The sequence below is a fragment of the Cupriavidus sp. 05L310 genome (assembly GCF_056398185.1).
The window spans coordinates 1-18411 of the sequence record NZ_JBFTOX010000009.1; the positions used below are offsets into that span (position 1 = coordinate 1).

General features: G+C 67.2%; 12 protein-coding genes. 10 read left to right on the forward strand and 2 right to left on the reverse strand.

Translation table 11 applies throughout. From position 1 onward, the window contains the following. Window positions 1–1145: 1145 nt before the first annotated feature. Complete coding sequence (locus AC1DS6_RS08180; protein WP_045238672.1) at window positions 1146–2090, reverse strand: LysR substrate-binding domain-containing protein; 945 nt, start codon at window positions 2088–2090, stop codon at window positions 1146–1148. Window positions 2091–2309: 219 nt separating this feature from the next. On the opposite strand from AC1DS6_RS08180, the gene xdhA reads away from it, so the two are divergent. The 6 genes from xdhA (at window position 2310) to AC1DS6_RS08210 (ending at window position 11021) form a co-directional block, all read left to right on the forward strand. Continuing rightward, complete coding sequence (xdhA, locus tag AC1DS6_RS08185) at window positions 2310–3827, forward strand: xanthine dehydrogenase small subunit (protein ID WP_441628068.1); 1518 nt, start codon at window positions 2310–2312, stop codon at window positions 3825–3827. 12 nt (window positions 3828–3839) lie between these two features. After that, entirely contained in the window at window positions 3840–6203 is a 2364-nt protein-coding gene (gene xdhB, locus AC1DS6_RS08190) for a xanthine dehydrogenase molybdopterin binding subunit (RefSeq protein ID WP_441628070.1), read from the forward strand. 69 nt (window positions 6204–6272) lie between these two features. Further along, a complete protein-coding gene (gene xdhC, locus AC1DS6_RS08195) occupies window positions 6273–7307 on the forward strand; it encodes a xanthine dehydrogenase accessory protein XdhC (protein WP_441628072.1) in 1035 nt (344 codons plus the stop codon). After that, window positions 7304–8350 carry an adenosine deaminase gene (locus AC1DS6_RS08200; protein WP_441628074.1) on the forward strand — a complete coding sequence of 349 codons (1047 nt, stop codon included), beginning with the start codon at window positions 7304–7306 and terminating at the stop codon, window positions 8348–8350. Before xdhC ends, AC1DS6_RS08200 begins: the two co-directional genes overlap by 4 nt. Before the next feature lie 62 nt (window positions 8351–8412). Continuing rightward, window positions 8413–9744: a guanine deaminase gene (gene guaD, locus AC1DS6_RS08205; RefSeq protein WP_477102385.1), complete on the forward strand. Its 1332-nt coding sequence runs from the start codon at window positions 8413–8415 to the stop codon at window positions 9742–9744. A 176-nt stretch (window positions 9745–9920) separates the two neighbouring features. Beyond that, entirely contained in the window at window positions 9921–11021 is a 1101-nt protein-coding gene (locus AC1DS6_RS08210) for a fatty acid desaturase (RefSeq protein WP_477102386.1), read from the forward strand. 27 nt (window positions 11022–11048) lie between these two features. Here the strand turns inward: AC1DS6_RS08210 and AC1DS6_RS08215 are convergent, their stop codons facing one another. Next, complete coding sequence (locus AC1DS6_RS08215; RefSeq protein WP_477102387.1) at window positions 11049–11906, reverse strand: NADPH-dependent F420 reductase; 858 nt, start codon at window positions 11904–11906, stop codon at window positions 11049–11051. Window positions 11907–12210: 304 nt separating this feature from the next. Here AC1DS6_RS08215 and AC1DS6_RS08220 point away from each other — a divergent pair, with 304 nt between their 5' ends. The 4 genes from AC1DS6_RS08220 to AC1DS6_RS08235 all read left to right on the forward strand — a co-directional run bounded on the left by AC1DS6_RS08220 (window position 12211) and on the right by AC1DS6_RS08235 (window position 18335). Next, entirely contained in the window at window positions 12211–14547 is a 2337-nt protein-coding gene (locus AC1DS6_RS08220; RefSeq protein WP_441628082.1) for a TonB-dependent receptor, read from the forward strand. 129 nt (window positions 14548–14676) lie between these two features. After that, window positions 14677–15774 carry a beta-propeller fold lactonase family protein gene (locus AC1DS6_RS08225; RefSeq protein WP_477102388.1) on the forward strand — a complete coding sequence of 366 codons (1098 nt, stop codon included), beginning with the start codon at window positions 14677–14679 and terminating at the stop codon, window positions 15772–15774. A gap of 147 nt (window positions 15775–15921) precedes the next feature. Continuing rightward, window positions 15922–16959 carry an amino acid ABC transporter substrate-binding protein gene (locus AC1DS6_RS08230; protein ID WP_477102389.1) on the forward strand — a complete coding sequence of 346 codons (1038 nt, stop codon included), beginning with the start codon at window positions 15922–15924 and terminating at the stop codon, window positions 16957–16959. Window positions 16960–16994: 35 nt separating this feature from the next. Beyond that, window positions 16995–18335 carry an ArsB/NhaD family transporter gene (locus AC1DS6_RS08235; protein ID WP_477102390.1) on the forward strand — a complete coding sequence of 447 codons (1341 nt, stop codon included), beginning with the start codon at window positions 16995–16997 and terminating at the stop codon, window positions 18333–18335. Window positions 18336–18411 lie beyond the last annotated feature (76 nt).

Below are 18411 nucleotides of genomic sequence, written 5' to 3' on the forward strand. Positions count from 1 at the left end.
AACGCACGACTGGAAGGCGGCCATGAACCAGTTTGCAGTTCTCTATGAGGACCGCTTCACCCACCCACATCGTTGAGATAATGCTGGCTCACCCGTCCCGTTGACGGCGAGCCTTTACCTGCCCTGCACACAAAAAAACTGACAGCCCCTACCCAACTGCGTACGACATCCCCCTGCGGGGGACGCCGGTCACTCTTCTTTGCCTCGGCAAAGAAGACTAACGAGAAGAAAGCCGACCCTGCCGGGGGCAGAGCAATCAGGCCTATGAGGCTCGGTGGTTTCGTCGTACGGCCCTGAGTGTTGGCTGGCGTGCCTTGCCGGCTCGAAGGGCCGTGAAATCGCATGACCCATGGGTTTCGTGGTGGGGCCCCTGACCTCGTGCGCGGTGCCCGCTCCCACATCTGCCGTTCGCGACGCGAATTGCTGCAGCGTATCGTGCCTTGCTGGTTTCGTGGTTTTGTCTCTCACGGCGAATACCGTGCCATTTGACACCCTGCCGTACCGGCGCTGGCTATGGCTGGACGCCAGCTTCGTCGTTTCGTGGTGGGGACCGTGGCCCGGTCAGCGAACACGGAAGCATAGGGTGATGGTGTTGGCGGTTCGCTACCACTTCGTGAGCGGGGCCGCAGGTTGAGCGGGGGGGCCACCGCGCCCACCACGAAACCCATTATTGAAAAGTTGCGCGGCGTTCGCCACCGCGAACGGCAGGGACCGAACAATCGCCGCGCTTGCCGCCAGAGACAAACCACGAAACAGTAAGCCTCGAAGAATCGTGGCCCGTTGCCCCGCGAACGGCAGATGGGTGAATGGGCAGGGCGCCCGCCATCGGGGGCCGCACCACGAAACCCGTGTGGCCCGCAGCGCTATCGCCGTTGAAACCGGTAGGACATGCCAGCCGAAGCCACTGCCCGCACGACGGAATCACTGCCGCCAAATCGTCTGATTGCTCTGCCCCCGGCAGGGTCGGCTTTCTTCTCGTTAGTCTTCTTTGCCGAAGCAAAGAAGAGTGACCGGCGTCCCCCGCAGGGGGATGTCGTACGCTGTTGGGTAAAACAACCAACACCGCCCAAACAAAACCCCAAACACCCAACAACACGCCAACTGTTCTGCCCTTGGGTTCAAAAACCACCCTCAATTAAACCCCCCTACCCCTCCCTAACCAACTGCGGCAAAACCGGCAACTCCCCCGCCACCTCAGCAATCATCCTCCGCATCCACATAACATCCGGCGCAGCATGACACCGCTCATGCCAAAGCTGATAAAACCGCATCCGCGGAAACACCACCGGCGAAGGCACCATCTTCAACGGCAGGTACTGCGCATAGTGCGCGGCAAACTGCCGCCCCGTGGTGAACACCATATCGGTCTTCATCAGCACATACGGCACCAGCCCGAAATACGGCAACGTAACCTGGATATTGCGCTTGTACCCCTGCTCAGCCAGCGCCTGGTCAATCATGCTGCGCTGCATCGAAGCATAGGGCGCGGGCGCAAGATGAGGCATCTCCAGGTAATGCTTGAGGGTCAGCCCCTTGCGCGCCAACGGATGCTGCGCCCCCAGCATGCACACCACCTCATCGTCGAACAGCGGCGAGATATGCAGATGTTCCGGCGGCGACAGCCAGTTGCCGACCACGATGTCGAGCTGCCCTTGTTCCAGGCTGTCGAGGAAGTCGCTCGATGACGTCATCGGGTGCACGAACAGCTTGGCGCCGGGCGCAAGCCGGCGCACACGCTCGACGATATTGGGCAGGAAGAAGGCGTCCAGGTAGTCCGGCGCCCCCAGGTGGAAGGTACGGGTAGTGGTGGCGGGGTCGAAATGCTGGGGCGGCCGGGCGATGCGGTCCATGGCCGCCAGGCTCTGCTCGGCCAGTTGCAGCAGCTCACGGCCGCGCTCGGTCGGCACCATGCCGCTCTTGCCGCGCACCAGGATGGCATCCCCGGTGATTTCCCTTAGCCGCTTGAGCGTATTGCTGATAGCGGGCTGCGACTGACCGAGCCGGACTGCGGTGCGGGTCACGCTCTGCTCGGTCAGCAGCGTGTGCAGCACCCGCAGCAAATAGGTATCGAGATGGTCGCGTCCGTGCATGGCGAGGGGGCGCCAGGCGCGCATGGCAGCCGGTGGCGTGGGGGGTGGGAACGGCGCATAGTGTATGTCAGGCACCCCGTCATTGGTCAAATCCGGCTGCCGCACTCCTCGTCAGCCGTGCAACGCTCTCCCCTCTTGATGGGGCATATCACCTGGGCCGAATATTGCATCATCGGCACCAGTGCTATGTTTGCCCCCATCACAAAGAGAGAAGACACCATGGAGACGCAAACCATCCGCTTTTACCACCGCGGCCAGGTCCAGGAGGTCGCCGATGCCCCCGTGACCCGCACCGTGCTGCAGTACCTGCGCGAGGACGCGCGCTGCACGGGCACCAAGGAGGGCTGCGCCGAAGGCGATTGCGGTGCGTGCACCGTGGTGCTAGGCGAACTGGGCGAGGACGGCCAGGTCGCCTTCAAGGCGGTCAATTCCTGCATCCAGTTCCTGCCCACGCTGGACGGCCGCGCCCTGATCACCGTGGAAGACCTGCGCCAGGCCGACGGCGCGCTGCACCCGGTACAGCAAGCGATGGTGGAGTGCCACGGCTCCCAGTGTGGCTTCTGCACCCCCGGCTTCGTGATGTCGCTGTGGGCGCTGTACCAGCAAAAGGCCGAAGACGCCGGCACCGGCCGCGCGCCGGCCCGCGAGACCATCTGCGACGCCCTCACAGGCAATCTGTGCCGCTGCACCGGCTACCGTCCCATCATCGAGGCCGGCCAGCGCATGATGGCGCTGCCGGCGCCGCAGGCCAGCAAGCTGGACCCGCGGCAGATCGCCGACACGCTGCGCTCGCTGCAACGCGAAGGCACGTTCCACTACAGCGCCGGCGGCCAGCACTTCTACGCGCCCCGCACGGCATCGGCTTTCGCCGCCATCAAGGCGGCGGAGCCGGGCGCGCGCATCCTGGCCGGCAGCACCGACGTGGGCCTGTGGGTGACCAAGCAGTTCCGGGAGCTCGGCAACCTGCTGTACGTGGGCCAGGTATCCGACCTCAACAGTATCGAGCAGGTGGACGGCGCCGTGGAAATCGGCGCGGCGGTCTCGCTGGAGCGCGCCTATGCGGCGCTCAATGCCACGCACCCCGAACTGGAAGAAATGTGGAAGCGTTTTGCCTCGCTGCCGATCCGCAACGCCGGCACGCTGGGGGGCAATATTGCCAACGGCTCGCCCATTGGCGACTCCATGCCCGCGCTGATCGCCCTTGGCACCGAAGTGGTGCTGCAGCGCGGCGAAGCGCGCCGCGCGCTGCCGCTGGAAGACCTCTACCTGGCCTACCAGAAGACCGCCATGGCCGAGGGCGAGTTCGTCGCGGCCCTGCGCGTGCCGCTCGCGGGGCCGGAGCACTTCCGTACCTACAAGCTGTCAAAACGCTTTGACGAGGACATTTCCGCTGTCTGTGCGGCCTTTGCGCTGACGCTGGAAAACGGCGTGATCCATCATGCACGCGTGGCCTTCGGCGGCATGGCCGCCACGCCCAAGCGCGGCGCCCTGACGGAAGCCGCGCTGGTCGGCCAACCCTGGACCGAAACCACCGCCCGGGCCGCCATGAGCGCGCTGGCGCAGGACTTCACGCCGCTGACCGACATGCGCTCCACCGCCGCCTACCGCAGCCGTGGCGCCGCCAACCTGCTGTACCGCTTCTGGCTGGAAACGCGCGCCGACGCGCTGCCAGCCGCCGCCGTCAATGTCCGCGCCCCCGGCGCCGGCCAGATCGTCGCCACCGTCGCCACCGCATAAGGATAGATCGGCATGAACAAGCAAACCGAACCCTTCCTGCTCGACGCCGAGATCGAGGCCAAGGCCGCCGTCTCCACGCCACAAGTGGGCATTTCGCGCCCGCATGAATCGGCCCACCTGCACGTGGCCGGCACGGCCACTTATACCGACGACATTCCCGAGCTGGCCGGCACGCTGCACGCCGCGCTCGGCATGAGCACGCGCGCCCACGCCCGCATCAAGTCGATGTCGCTCGACAAGGTGCGCGCCGCGCCGGGCGTGGTGGCGGTGCTGACCGCCGAAGATATCCCCGCCGCCAACGAGTGCGGCCCGATCATCCATGACGACCCCATCCTGGCCAACGGCCTGGTGCAGTTCATCGGCCAGCCGATGTTCGTGGTGGTGGCCACCTCGCACGATGCCGCGCGCCGTGCCGCACGCCTGGGCAATGTCGAGTACGAGGACCTGGCGCCGGTGCTGTCGCCCGAGGCGGCGCACCAGGCCGGCAGCTATGTGCTGCCGCCGATGCACCTGACACGCGGCGAGCCGGCCAGCCATATCGCCGGTGCTGCGCACCGGGAGCAGGGCAGTATCCGCCTGGGCGGCCAGGAGCAGTTCTACCTGGAAGGCCAGATCGCCTACGCCGCGCCGAAGGAAAACGACGGCATGCACGTGTGGTGCTCGACCCAGCATCCCACCGAAATGCAGCATGCTGTCGCGCATATGCTGGGATGGCACGCGCACCAGGTGCTGGTGGAATGCCGGCGCATGGGCGGCGGCTTCGGTGGCAAGGAATCGCAATCGGCCATGTTCGCCTGCTGCGCCGCGCTGGCCGCGTGGAAGCTGCTGTGCCCGGTCAAGCTGCGTCCGGACCGCGACGACGACATGATGATCACCGGCAAGCGCCACGACTTCGTCTTCGATTTCGAAGTCGGCCACGATGCCGATGGCCGCATCGACGGCGTGTCGGTGGAGATGGTTTCGCGCGCCGGCTTCTCGGCCGACCTGTCCGGCCCGGTGATGACCCGCGCCATCTGCCACTTCGACAACGCCTACTGGCTGCCGAATGTGCAGATCGACGGCTACTGCGGCAAGACCAATACGCAGAGCAATACCGCCTTCCGCGGCTTCGGTGGCCCGCAAGGCGCCTTTGCCATCGAATACATCTTGGACAACGTGGCGCGCACCGTGGGCCGCGATGCGCTCGACGTGCGCCGCGCCAACCTGTACGGCAAGACCGAGCGCAATGTCACGCCTTACGGCCAGACCGTGGAAGACAACGTCATCCACGAACTGCTCGACGAACTGGAGGCCAGCAGCGCCTACCGCGAGCGCCGCGAGGCAACGCGCGCATTCAACGCCGGCAGCCCGGTACTGAAGAAGGGCATTGCCATCACCCCGGTGAAGTTCGGCATCTCCTTCAATGTGGCCCACTTCAACCAGGCCGGCGCGCTGGTGCACGTGTACAACGACGGCTCGGTACTGGTGAACCACGGCGGCACGGAAATGGGCCAGGGCCTGAACACCAAGGTGGCGATGGTGGTGGCGCACGAACTCGGCATCCGCCTGGAACGCGTGCGCGTCACCGCCACGGATACGAGCAAGGTGGCCAACACCTCGGCCACCGCCGCGTCCACCGGCACCGACCTGAACGGCAAGGCCGCCCAGGACGCGGCGCGGCAGATCCGCGAGCGGCTGGCTGCCTTTGCCGCGCGCCAGGCTGGCGTGGACGCGGACAGCGTGCAGTTCGGCGACGACCTGGTGGTGGCGGGCGAACTGCGCCTTGACTTCAGCGACCTGGCACGCCAGGCCTACGTGTCGCGCGTGCAGTTGTGGTCCGATGGTTTCTACACCACGCCCAAGCTGTACTGGGACCAGTCCAGGCTGCAGGGCCGGCCCTTCTACTACTACGCCTATGGCGCGGCCTGTTCCGAAGTGCTGGTGGACACGCTCACCGGCGAATGGCGCCTGTTGCGCGCGGACGTGCTGCACGATGCCGGCCGCTCCCTCAACCCGGCCATCGATATCGGCCAGGTCGAAGGTGGCTTTATCCAGGGCATGGGCTGGCTGACCACCGAGGAATTGTGGTGGAACAAGGATGGCAAGCTGATGACGCATGCGCCTTCGACCTACAAGATCCCGACCGTCAACGACTGCCCGGAAGCGTTCACCGTGCGGCTGTTCGAGAACGACAACGCGGAAGACAGCATCCATCGCTCGAAGGCGGTGGGCGAGCCGCCGCTGCTGCTGCCGTTCTCGGTGTTCTTCGCCATTCGCGATGCGGTGGCCAGCGTCGGGGATTACAAGGTGAACCCGCCGCTGGTGGCGCCTGCGACGAGCGAGGCGATCCTGGATGCGGTGGATGCCGTGCGGGTGGCTGCGCCGGTAGTGCAGTGAGCCGCACCCTCTGACACCGTAGCGACGTAACCAGCCTCACCAAAAGCATCAACCTAAAAAGGCATCACCATGCAGGACGCGCCCCTCAAACCCTTCCGCTTCGCCGACGCCACCCGCCTGGTGCGCGCCGGCGTGCCGGTGGCGATGGTCACCATCGCCGAAGTCAGAGGCTCGGCCCCGCGCGAGGCGGGCGTGCGCATGCTGGTGACCGCCGACGACCTGGTGGGCACCATCGGCGGCGGCCATCTGGAGTGGCGCGGCATGGAGATCGCGCGCACCATGCTGGCCGAGCGCGATGCGACGCGGCAGATCGTGCGCATCCCCCTGGGCCCGGCCCTGGGCCAATGCTGCGGCGGCGTGGTCCAGCTCGCCTTCGAGGTGCTGGGCGAGCCCGACCTGCCCTGGCTCGATGCGGTGCAGGCCGCCTTCTCCGCCAGCCGCGCGCTCACGCGCACCGTGCCGGCGGCCGGTCCGGTGCGGCACGCGGCGGCGCAGGCGGTCACGCCCTCGGTGAGCTTGCAAACCGATGGCGCCTGGACCGACGTCATGGTGCCCGATGAACTGCAGGTGGTGCTGTTCGGCGCCGGCCACGTTGGCCATGCGCTGGTCAAGGTGCTGGCCAACCTGCCGTGCCGGGTGCACTGGGTGGATGAGCGCGACACCTTGTTCCCGCCGGGCCTGCCCGACAACGTCACCCCGGAAGCCACGGATATCCCCGAAGCGGTGGTCGACCATGCCCCGGCCGGCAGCTATTTCCTGGTGATGACGCACAGCCACGCCCTGGACCAGACGCTGTGCGAGCGGATCTTGCGGCGCAATGACTTTGCCTATTTCGGCCTGATCGGTTCCAAGACCAAGCGCGCGCGCTTCGAGCATCGCATGGCGGAGCACGGGATTGACCCTGCCCGCTTTGCGGAAATGACGTGCCCGATGGGCGTCTCCGGCATCACGGACAAGGCTCCGGCTATGATTGCGGTTGCCATCGTCGCCCAGTTGCTGCAGGTTCGCGACCAGCGTCTCGCCCATCTGGGCGCGCTGAGCGCCAACCGCGGCGGCCAGGCGGCGAACACGACGCAAACCAAGACCGCAAAAGGAACCCCATGACGCTCGATGCCGCGCTCGCAGACCGTATCCGCCTGACGCCCAAGGCAGAACTGCACGTCCATATCGAAGGCACGCTCGAGCCCGAGCTGATCTTCCGGCTGGCCCAGCACAACAAGGTCAAGCTGCCGTATGCCAGCGTGGAATCCCTGCGCGAAGCCTACGCCTTCACCGACCTGCAATCCTTCCTTGACATTTACTACGCCGGCGCCAGCGTGCTGCTGACCGAGGACGATTTCTTCGACATGACGATGGCCTACGTGCAGCGCGCCGTAGCCGACAACGTGCGCCACGCCGAGATCTTCTTCGACCCGCAGACCCACACCGCGCGCGGCGTGCCCATCGGCGTGGTGATCGACGGCATCTCCGACGCGCTGGCCCAGGCCCGCACCCAGTTCGATTTCTCCAGCAGCCTGATCCTCTGCTTCCTGCGCCACCTGTCCGAGGAAGACGCCTTCGCCACGCTGGAAGCGGCGCTGCCCTACCGCGACCGTTTCGTCGGCGTGGGCCTGGATTCCTCCGAGCAGGGCAACCCGCCGGAGAAGTTCGCCCGCGTCTTCGCCCGCGCCCGCGAGCTGGGCCTGCGGCTGGTGGCGCACGCCGGCGAGGAAGGCCCGGCGCAGTATGTCACGGACGCGCTCGACATCCTCAAGGTGGAACGCATCGACCACGGCGTGCGCGCCATCGACGACCCCGCCCTGGTGGCGCGGCTGGCCCGCGAGCGCGTGGCGCTGACGGTGTGCCCGCTGTCCAACCAGAAGCTCAAGGTCTATCCCGACCTGCGCGACCACTCGCTGCACCGCCTGCTGGAAGCCGGCGTGCTGGTCACGCTGCACTCCGACGACCCCGCCTATTTCGGCGGCTATATGAACGCCAACTGGGAAGCCACCTTCGAAGCCCTGCCGCTGACCGCGGACGACGGCCACAAGCTGGCGCGCAATAGTTTCGAGGCGTCCTTCCTGCCCGCCACGCAGAAGGCCGCCTTCCTCGCCGAAGTCGACCACTTCTGGCAATCCCCCCTGCCCGCGACGGCCTCCACGGCCTGAGCGCGGTTCACACCAAGATGCCGGCGCGCCACGCGCGCGCCGGCGCATGACGAGACATCGCTATGACGACCACGCCCCCCAACCCGTCCATCACCCGCGCCATCCGTGGCCGCGTGCTGCACTTCCTGCGCGATCCGCAGTTTCATGACGACGCGTATCAGTATTGGGAAGACGGGGTGCTGGTTGTCACCGCCGGGCATGTCGCCGCGGTCGGCGACTACGCCGAGCTGGCCGCGCAGATCCCGGCCGGCGCCGAAGTGATCGACCGCCGCGGCAAGCTGATCGTGCCCGGTTTTATCGACACCCACGTGCATTACCCGCAGACCGACATCATCGCCTCGCCCTCGCCCGGCCTGCTGCACTGGCTGGAAACCTACACCTTCCCCGAGGAGCGCCGCTTCGCCGAGCCGGAGTACGCTGCGGCGGTGGCGGGCTTCTTTGCCGACGAGCTGCTGCGCAACGGCACCACCAGCGCCGTGGCCTGGAGCACCGTGCACACGGCCTCGGCCGACGCGCTGTTCGCCGAAGCGGACCGGCGCAACCTGCGCCTGGTGACCGGCAAGGTGCTGATGGACCGCAACTGCCCCGAATTCCTGCGCGACACCGCCGAGTCCGGCGCGCGCGATTCGGCTGACCTGATCTCGCGCTGGCACGGCAAGAACCGCCTGTCGTACGCGATCACGCCGCGCTTCGCGCCGACCTCCAGCGAGGCGCAACTGGCTGCCTGCGGCGAACTGGCCAAGGCCTATCCCGACGCCTATATCCAGACCCATGTGGCGGAAAACCGCGACGAAGTGAAGTGGGTTGCCGAACTGTTCCCGCAGGCGCGCAGCTATCTCGATATCTACGATCACTACGGCCTGCTGCGTCCGGGCGCGTTCTACGGCCACGCCATCTACCTCGACCAGGACGACCGCAAGCGCCTGGCCGACAGTGGCGCCGCGGTGGCGCACTGCCCCACCTCCAACCTGTTCCTGGGCAGCGGCTTCTACGACTTCCACCAGTCCGACGCCTATCGCCTCAACGTGACGCTGGCCACCGACGTGGGCGGCGGCACCTCGTTCTCGATGCTGCGCACCATGAATGCCGCGCACAAGGTGGCGCGCATGGGCGGCTATCACCTCACCGCGCTGCGCATGTTCTACCTGGCCACCCGCGCCGCCGCCGATGCGCTGGGCTGGAGCGAGCGCGTGGGCAGCTTCACGCCGGGCTGCGAGGCCGACTTCATCGTGCTCGATCCGCAGGCCACGCCGCTGATCGCCCGCCGCAGCGAGCGCTCGGAGACGCTGGAAGAGCAACTGTTCGCCTTCGCCATGCTGGGCGACGATCGTGTGATCGATGAGGTCTATGTGATGGGCGAGCCGGCAAGCGCGTCGGCCTCCGTCGCGCATTAATCATCACTTTCCACCGGGAAGCACCGGGTCCTGGCCACGCCGGCTTGACCCGGATCAACACCCCTGTCACGCAATCCTTCTAAGCTGTCACACCGTCGGCCCCCTGTGGCCGTGCATCGCCAGTCCCGGGCACAGCCAGGTGCCCGACCCCGCGTTCGACAACTGAAGGTTTTTGAATGATTGCCACGCAGCAAGCCCCCTTTCCGGAGCCGATTTCCCCTGAAGCGCCCCTGCCCTCGCGCAAGATCATCCGCGGCTGGCTGATCCCGCTGGGTCAGCGCAGCACCTCGCGCGCGCTGGCGCTGTTCGCGCTGGATACGGCGCTGTTCGTGGCCGCGCTGGCCGGGGTGGTGATGTTCTCCCACTGGCTCGCCAAGCTGGCGGCGGGCGTGCTGACCGGCATCATCATCGCCCGCCTGTTCATCATCGGCCACGATGCCTGCCACCAGAGCCTGACGCCCCGGCGCGGCCTCAACAAATGGCTGGGGCGGCTGACCTTCCTGCCGTCGCTCACGCCCTACAGCCTGTGGGAAGTCGGCCATAACGTGGTCCACCACGGCTATTCCAACCTCAAGGGCTTCGACTTCGTCTGGGCACCCTACTCGCTCGAGGAATTCCAGACGCTGCCGCGCTGGCGCCGCGCGCTGGAGCGCGTCTACCGCAACGGCTTCGGCGCGGGCCTGTACTACCTGGTCGAGATCTGGTGGTTCAAGATGTTCTTCCCCAGCCGCCGCCAGATGCCCACGCGCCGTGCTGTCTTCATGTGGGACTGCACGCTGGTGGCGATCTTCGGCGCCGCCTGGATCGGCGCGCTGGCCTGGCTGGCGGTGGCCAGCGGCCAGTCGGTCGCGCTGCTGGTGGGCCTGGGCTTCGTCGTGCCCTTCCTGGTATGGAATTTCACCGTGGGCTTCGTGCTCTATGTGCACCACACCCATACCAGCGTGGCCTGGTACGAGACCAAGACCATGTGGGCACGCGCCCAGCCTTTCGTCTCCACCACCGTGCACCTGCGCTTCCGCTACGGCATCGGCGCGGCCCTGCATCACATCATGGAGCACACCGCCCATCACGTTGACATGAGCGTGCCGCTGTACCGCCTCAAGCGCGCGCAGGCGCTGCTCGAACACGCGCTGCCGGGCCGCATCATCATCCAGAACTTCACCTGGCGCTGGTACTTCCAGACCGCGCGCCGCTGCAAGCTGTACGACTTCAAGGCGCTGTGCTGGACGGACTTCCAGGGCCGGCAGACCAGCGTCAACGCGCCCGTGCCGGCATAAGCGCCGCGCCCCGGCCAGCCGCCGGGGTTACTTCGGCTGCGCGGCCGCCTTGCCGCTGACCTCCGCCATGCGCGCCCGCATGGCATCGGCCGAACCGATCTGGTGGAACAGCGGGCCGCCCGGCGCAAAGCTGTCGGCCGTCGCCAGCCGCCCGATCACCACCGGTTCGAAGCCGGCATCCCGCACCAGTTGCTCGCCAACGCGCAGCGCGGCGGGATCGTCAGCCGCGATCGGCACGGCAATCAGCCCTTCGGCGCGGTGATGCTCGCTCGCGAATTTGGTGGCGCCCATGAAGTTGAAGGCACGAACGATGCGCGCGCCGCGCAGGTACTTTGCGGTGGTAATGCCGATGCCCTTGCGTGCCGCCTCTTCCGCGATGGCGCCATCGCGCGCCCGGATGGCATTGGTCGCATCCACCACGATCTTGCCGGCAAAGGCCTTGCCATGCTCGGCGGCGATATCGGGCAAGGCCTTGTATGGAACGGCCAGGAAAATCACCTTGGAAAAGGCCAGCGCCTCGGCGACCGTGCCCGCGCGGGCGAGCGGGCCGAGCTTGTCGACGAGCGGCTTGAGCTCTTCCGGATGACGCGAGGAGAACATCACAGGATGTCCCGCGCGCACCCACAAGCCGCCGACCGTTCCTCCGATACGGCCGGAGCCGATCACACCGATGGGAATCGGGCCGCCATCCCGGCTCGCCTGCGCACGCAAGCGCGCGGGCAACACGCCCAGCGCGAGCAGGGCAAAACCGAGACTGCGGCTTAGCAAGCGGCGGCGCCGGTCAACCGTACCGGCCTGACCGGCGCAAGCCACGGCGGCGGCCCCGGCGAAGCCGGTGCGCTCCGCACGGCCAGGCCTGAAGACGGGACGATCGGGAAACGGCATGGCGAACTCCTCGATCCGGTGAGGATCACGATGCTGCGACACAGCAAAACGGAGCGCCACGCCTTTCGGAAAGCCCGGTGGTGCGTGGCGAAGCGCTCTCGGGGGCACCTTCAAACTCTAGGCGAAAAATGCAGCGCCCGCGACAAACCGCCTGCGCGGCAGCCGGTTCGATTTGGCATGCGCCGGGCCGTGCACTACAGTAAGTATCACTTGCATCACCCTGGACGGCGTCGGCGTGCGCGATGCCTTGGTGACCGTGCGCCGGAATCCGTGCGCTTGCGTCCTTGTCCTCACGGAGAAGGTAATGCTCCCCGCCCTCCCCCGACCGCGCAGCCCAGGCCTGGCGCACGCAGCGCGGCGAACGGCGGCGAGGTGCGCACTGCTGGCGCTGGCCGCGGGCGCTCCGGTGGTTCTGGCCGCCGAAACGCCGCGGGACTTGCCCGCCGACGAGGTGCACAACCTCAAGGAAGTCACCGTGGTCGCGCCCGCGCCGCTGCCCTCGTTCTCCATCCCGCGCGAGGCGTTTCCCGGCAATGTGCAGACCGCCACGGATGCCGACATGGAGCGCGCCAAATCCGGCAACCTGTCATCGTTCCTCGGCGAGAACATGGAGAGCGTCGTGATCAACGATGTGCAAGGCAACCCGTACCTGAAGGACATCCTCTACCGCGGCTACCGGCTCTCGTCCACCCTTGGCGCGGGCCAGGGTCTGGCGCTCTACCTCGACGGCGTACGCCAGAATTCGGCGCTGGGCGACGTGGTCGACTGGACCGCGATCCCCGAGGCCGCCATCAGCACCATTACGCTGGTGCCGGGCAGCAATCCGCTGTACGGGCTCAACGCGCTCGGCGGCGCGCTGGCGCTGACCACCAAGTCCGGCGAGACACACCCCGGCGTGGAAGCCGACCTGAGCGTCGGCAGCCACGGCCGCGCGCGGCTGGATGTCAGCGCCGGGCAGATGCTGGGCGACGGCTGGCACGCCTTCGTCGCGGGCACGGGGTTCCGGGAGGACGGATGGCGCGAACTTTCCGGCAGCTGGCTGGGCAATCTCTTCGCCAAGGTAGGCCGCTCCACCACGGACACGCAATGGAGCGTGAGCCTGCTTGGCAGCACCAGCAGCCTGTCCGGCAACGGCTTGGTTCCCGACAGCATCTATGGCGTCCAGCGCAATGCCATCTACACCGCGCCGGACATCGCGCGCACACGCGCGTTCCAGGCGACGCTGAACGGCGCACACCAATTCAATGCCGAAGACCAGCTGGCACTGACCGCCTATCTGCGCGTGGGGCGCGCGCAGGCAACCACGGGCGACGTCAGCGACGCCTACCTGGACCGCCTGCTCGACTGCCAGGGCAACGCCGGCGACGACGGGTGCCAGCCCGGCAATGCGCCTGCCAACGCCGTGTTCAATACCTCGACCGTCAACACGCATGACTATGGCCTGTCCGCGCAGTGGTCGCATACCGGCGACATCCACAGCGCGGTACTGGGCGCCGCGGCCGCGCTGAGCCGCGCCGCGTACCGCCAGGACACACAGCCGGCCACATTCAACGCAGATCGCGTGGCGGTGGCGGACCCCGCTTCCTCGCCCACCACCGCGGCCTCGCTCGATGGCCGTACCACCACCTTCAGCCTGTATGCATCGGACACCATCAAGCTGTTGCCGCACAGTTATCTCACCGCGAGCGCACGCTGGAACACTTCGCGCACGCGCACCGAGATGACGTTGCCGAATGCCTCCGACGAGAGCTTCACGTTCTCGCGGCTCAACCCCGCGCTCGGCCTCTCGCACCAGTTGCTGAGCGGTCTCACCGTTTTCGCCTCGGCCTCGCAGGGCACGCGCATGCCCACCGCCATCGAGCTTGGCTGCGCCGACCCGGCCAATGCCTGCCAGTTGCCCACCGGCCTGCAGGCCGATCCTTACCTGCGGCAGGTGGTGTCGCGCACGTACGAATTCGGCGGCCGCTGGAAAGCCGCCGATGCCACCGACCTGACGCTGGCGCTGTACCGCAGCGACAACCGCGACGACATCCTGTTCGAGCGCTCGCCGGTCAGCCCGCTCGGCTTCTTCACGAACTTTCCCAAGACCCGCAGCCAGGGCCTGGAACTCGGCCTGCGCCAGCGTCTTGGCCGTCTGACGCTGCGCGCCGGCTACAGCTACCTGCAAGCCACCTACCAGGCCGACGGCCAGATCCAGACGCCGTTCGCGGCGCCCGTCAATGTGCGTCCCGGCACCCGCATGGCCGGCGTGCCGCTGCACAGTTTCAAGCTCGGCGTGGACTGGCGGGCAACGGACTCCGTCACGCTCGGCGGTTCCATGATCGTTTCGTCCTCGCGGCCCGTTGCCGGCAACGAAGACGGTGCATTGACCGCGCAGGATCCGCGTCTCGCCAGTACCGCCGGCTTCGCCCTGTTCAACCTGCGCGCGAGCTGGCAGGTCGACCCGCGCTGGCAGCTCTATGCGCGGGTGGACAATGTATTCGACCGCCGCTATGAAACCTATGGACAAGCAGGCCTCAGTGTATTTCCCGGCGGCACGCTGCTGCAGCCCGGCGCGTCGGTGCCGACCGAGCGCTTCGTCGCGCCGGGCGCGCCGCGTCTGTTCCTGGTGGGGGTGCGCTACGAATGGGATGGGCGTTAGTGGCTGCGGGCGCACCGAAAGTCCTTGGCAGCGACCACACCCTCGCCAAGAATAGAGCGACGCAGGGTTGCCATCCCGGGATGGCATGAAGCCGGCCGTCACGGCGAGCAACGCAATCGGGAGGCGCGCATGGCCACGGAAAAGGGATATCGCTGGCCGGGCCGGACCACGCTGGCGCTGTGTGCCGCGCTCGCCTGCGCCGCGTGCGCGTGGCGCGCACAGACGCCTGTCTCCCAGCCCGCCACGGCCTATGTATCCAGCGAGACCGGCGGCATCGCGGTGATTGACCTCGGCCGGCTCGAAGTCGCGCGCACCCTGGACACCGGCGGCAAGGGTCCGCGCGGCATCGGCATCAGCGCGGATGGCCGCTACCTGCTGGCCGCCAACAAGGGCACCAGCGACCTTTCCGTCATCGACACGCGCGACGGCCAACTGGTCAGGCGCATACCGATCGGCAAGAACCCGGAATTCGTGCGCGTGTCCGGCGGGCAGGCCTTCGTCACCTACGAGCCCGGCGAACGCAACGGGCCACCCGGAGCGGAACCCGCGCCGGAAGCCGGCAAGCCAGCCAAGGCCGGCGACGGCGCCCCGGTCCCGGCGGAAATCGCGGTGATCGATCTCAAGGACTGGCGCGTCACGCGCGCCATCCCCAGCGGGCTGGAAACCGAAGGCATCGAATTCTCGCCGGATGCTCGCCTGCTGCTGGTCACCAACGAGGGCGACGACACCGTCTCGGTCTACGAGCGCGCCAGCGGCCGCCGCCTCAATCTGCTCAAGACGCCGCCGGGATCGCGGCCACGCGGCATCAAGGTGAGCCCGGATGGGCGGCGCTATATCGTCACGCTCGAATCGGCGAACGCATTCCTGGTGCTCGACGCGGCCGACTACCGCATCCTGCGCACGGTGCCGACACGCGCCGGGCCCTACGGGGTCGCGTTCGACCGCGCCGGCGAACGCCTGTTCGTCGCGGCCTCGCGTGCCGACACCATCCAGGTCTTCGATGCGGGCAGCTATGAAAATATCGCCAACATCGCTACGGGCAAGCGCTGCTGGCATTTCAGCTTCACCCCCGACGACGCGCGGCTGCTGATCGCCTGCGGCCGCTCGAACGCGGTCTATGTGGTGGACGCGCGCAGCTACCAGCCGCTGCGGGAAATCGCCGGCGTCGCGCTGACCTGGGGCATCGTCACCTACCCGAAAAGCCCCGGGACGCTGGATGCGCCATGAACGCCGAGGCACACGATGTCTCATCGCGCCAGCGTCCGTGGATCGCCCGCATATAGGCCGAAAGGCCAATTGACGCACCAGGGAATCGCGGACAAAGTGAATCAGTCTGGAGCGCAATTCCATGTCGAGACTGGCTCAGGGGCCCGCATGACCCTCCTTCGGCGCGTCGTCAGAATGCTCTTGCCGGCTACGCTTCCGTGGCTCATGGCCGCCGGTTTGCCAGCGCATGCCGCGGACGGCGATACGCTTGCGCAGGCCAGGGCGCGCGGCACGCTGCGCTGCGGCGTCAGCGAAGGCATTGCAGGGTTCTCGGCGAAGGATGCCTCGGGCCGCTGGTCAGGCATCGACGCCGATTTCTGCCGCGCCGTAGCGGCCGCGGCCCTCGGCCAGGCGGACAAGGTGACATTCGTTCCGCTGAAGGCTTCAGGCAGGTTCCCGGCACTGCGCACCGGCGTGGTGGACCTGCTCAGCCGCAACACCACGTGGACCCTGGCGCGCGAGAGCACGCTGCGCGTGCAATTCGCCGGCATTCTCTATTACGACGGCCAGGCGTTCATGGTGTCCAGGCAAAACGGCATCCGGTCGATTGCGGGACTCGATCACGCCACGGTCTGCGTCGAAAAAGGTACGTCCAGCGAAGACCATCTGGCGACCTACTCCGCAGCGAATCGCCTGAGCGTGAAGCCGCTCGTCGTGGACTCCGCGACGGAGGTGGCCGACGCCTTTTTCTCGGGGCGCTGCAGCGCCTACACTGCCGACGCGTCCCAACTTGCGGCCGCGCGCCTGCGCGTCCGGGACGGATCGCAAGCCTACGCCATCCTGCCCGAGCGGATATCGAAGGAGCCGCTCGGTCCGGTCGTGCGCAACGACGACCAGCGCTGGCTGACGCTCGTCCGTTGGGTACTCTTCTCGCTCATTGCCGCGGAAGAAGCCGGGATCACGCAAGCCAGCGCGGGCGCACGCATGCGGGATCCGGCGGTGGCCCGCGCATTCGAAGCCGGCGCGGACGCCAGCCAGGCGCTCGGCGTCGAGCCCGGCTGGGCCGCGCGCGCGGTGCAGAGCGTGGGCAACTACGGAGAAATGTTCGATCGCAATCTCGGCGCGCAAAGCCCGCTCGGTCTCGAACGCGGACTTAACCGGCTCTGGACGCAGGGTGGCCTGATGTACGCGCCACCGGTGCGCTAGGTCCCATCGATGCAACGGGCAGCGGAGGCCGCCGCATGAGCGAACTGCAGATCTACATCGTCCTTGGCGTATTCGGGGCCGTGATTCTCACCATCGCCTTCAACCTGATGGACATGGCGGTGGCCGCCCTGATCGGCGTGTGCGTTCTGATCGCACTGGGGATCCTGAACGAGCAGGATCTGCTGAGCGCCACCCGCACCTCGGGTGGGCCGATCAGTCTGCTGTTCGGTGGCATGGTGGTGGCGCGCATCCTGTCCACCACCGGTCTCTTCGACCGCATCGGCGACCTGTACCTGAGCGCCACGGGCGGAAGCGGCAGGCGGTTCCTGCTGCTATTGATCGCGCTGGTCGCGCCCCTGTGCGCCTTCCTGCCGAACGCGACCACGGTCATCCTGATCGCGCCCATCATTATCCGGGTTGCCGTCGCCCTGGAAGTGGACATTGTCGGACCGATGGTGCTGACCGCCATCGTGAGCAATTCCGCCGGCCTGCTGACACTGGTGGGAGATCCGGCGACATTTCTCGTGGGCAGTTCGATCGGCATGACGTTTGGCGAGTACCTCCACCGCGTGAGCCTGGGTGGCGTCGTCGCCTTGCTCGTCATCGTCCCCCTGCTGCCGCTGCTGATGCCGGACCTTTGGCGCATGCGGCGTCCGTTGCCGCCGCGCGCGCAGCCGCGGCAGCTCGAGCGGCCCATCTACGCGGCGCTTTCGCTCGCCGTCCTGTTGACGATGGTGGGGCTGTTCGTTTTCGGCGAGCACCTGCCCACGCGGCTCGTGCCGCCCACGGTCGCGATGATCGCCAGTGCCCTCGCCCTGCTGGTCGGATATGAAGCCCGCTTCGAGCCAACCGACAGCGTGCTGCGGGACGTCGACTGGAAGACGCTGTTGTTCCTGGGGTGCATCTTCTGCCTGGTGCAAGCGGTGACCAAGACGGGGCTGATCCAGGTCATGGCGCTGAAGCTCCAGGCGTCGTTCGGCACCCAGCTGACGCTCGTTGCACTAGTGATGATTGTAGCCATCGGGCTGCTTTCCAGCCTGCTGGCCAACGTTCCCGTTGCGGCGGCGTCGATCCTGATGGTCAAGGGCTACCTGGTCGCGGCGGAAGTGGTGCCCGACGCAGCGCTTGCCGAGCAGTTCACCCAGTGGCCGGCGGCCGCGATTCCGGTGTTCGTCGGGATGATGTTCGGCGCAACGCTCGGCGGCAACGCCACCCTCATCGGCGCATCGGCCAACATCGTGGCCGCCGGCATCTGCGCGCGCGAGGGCAAGCCGGTCACGTTCGCCACATACATGCGCTATGGACTGCCAATCACCGTGGCCCAGCTTGCGGCGTCGGCGGTCTATGTCATCGTGCTAGCGCGCTTGATGCGCTGACGACGGGGTCCGGGTATTCGCAAACCCCGCGCAAACCCCGCGCAAACCCCGCGCAAACCCAGCGAAAATCCAGCCG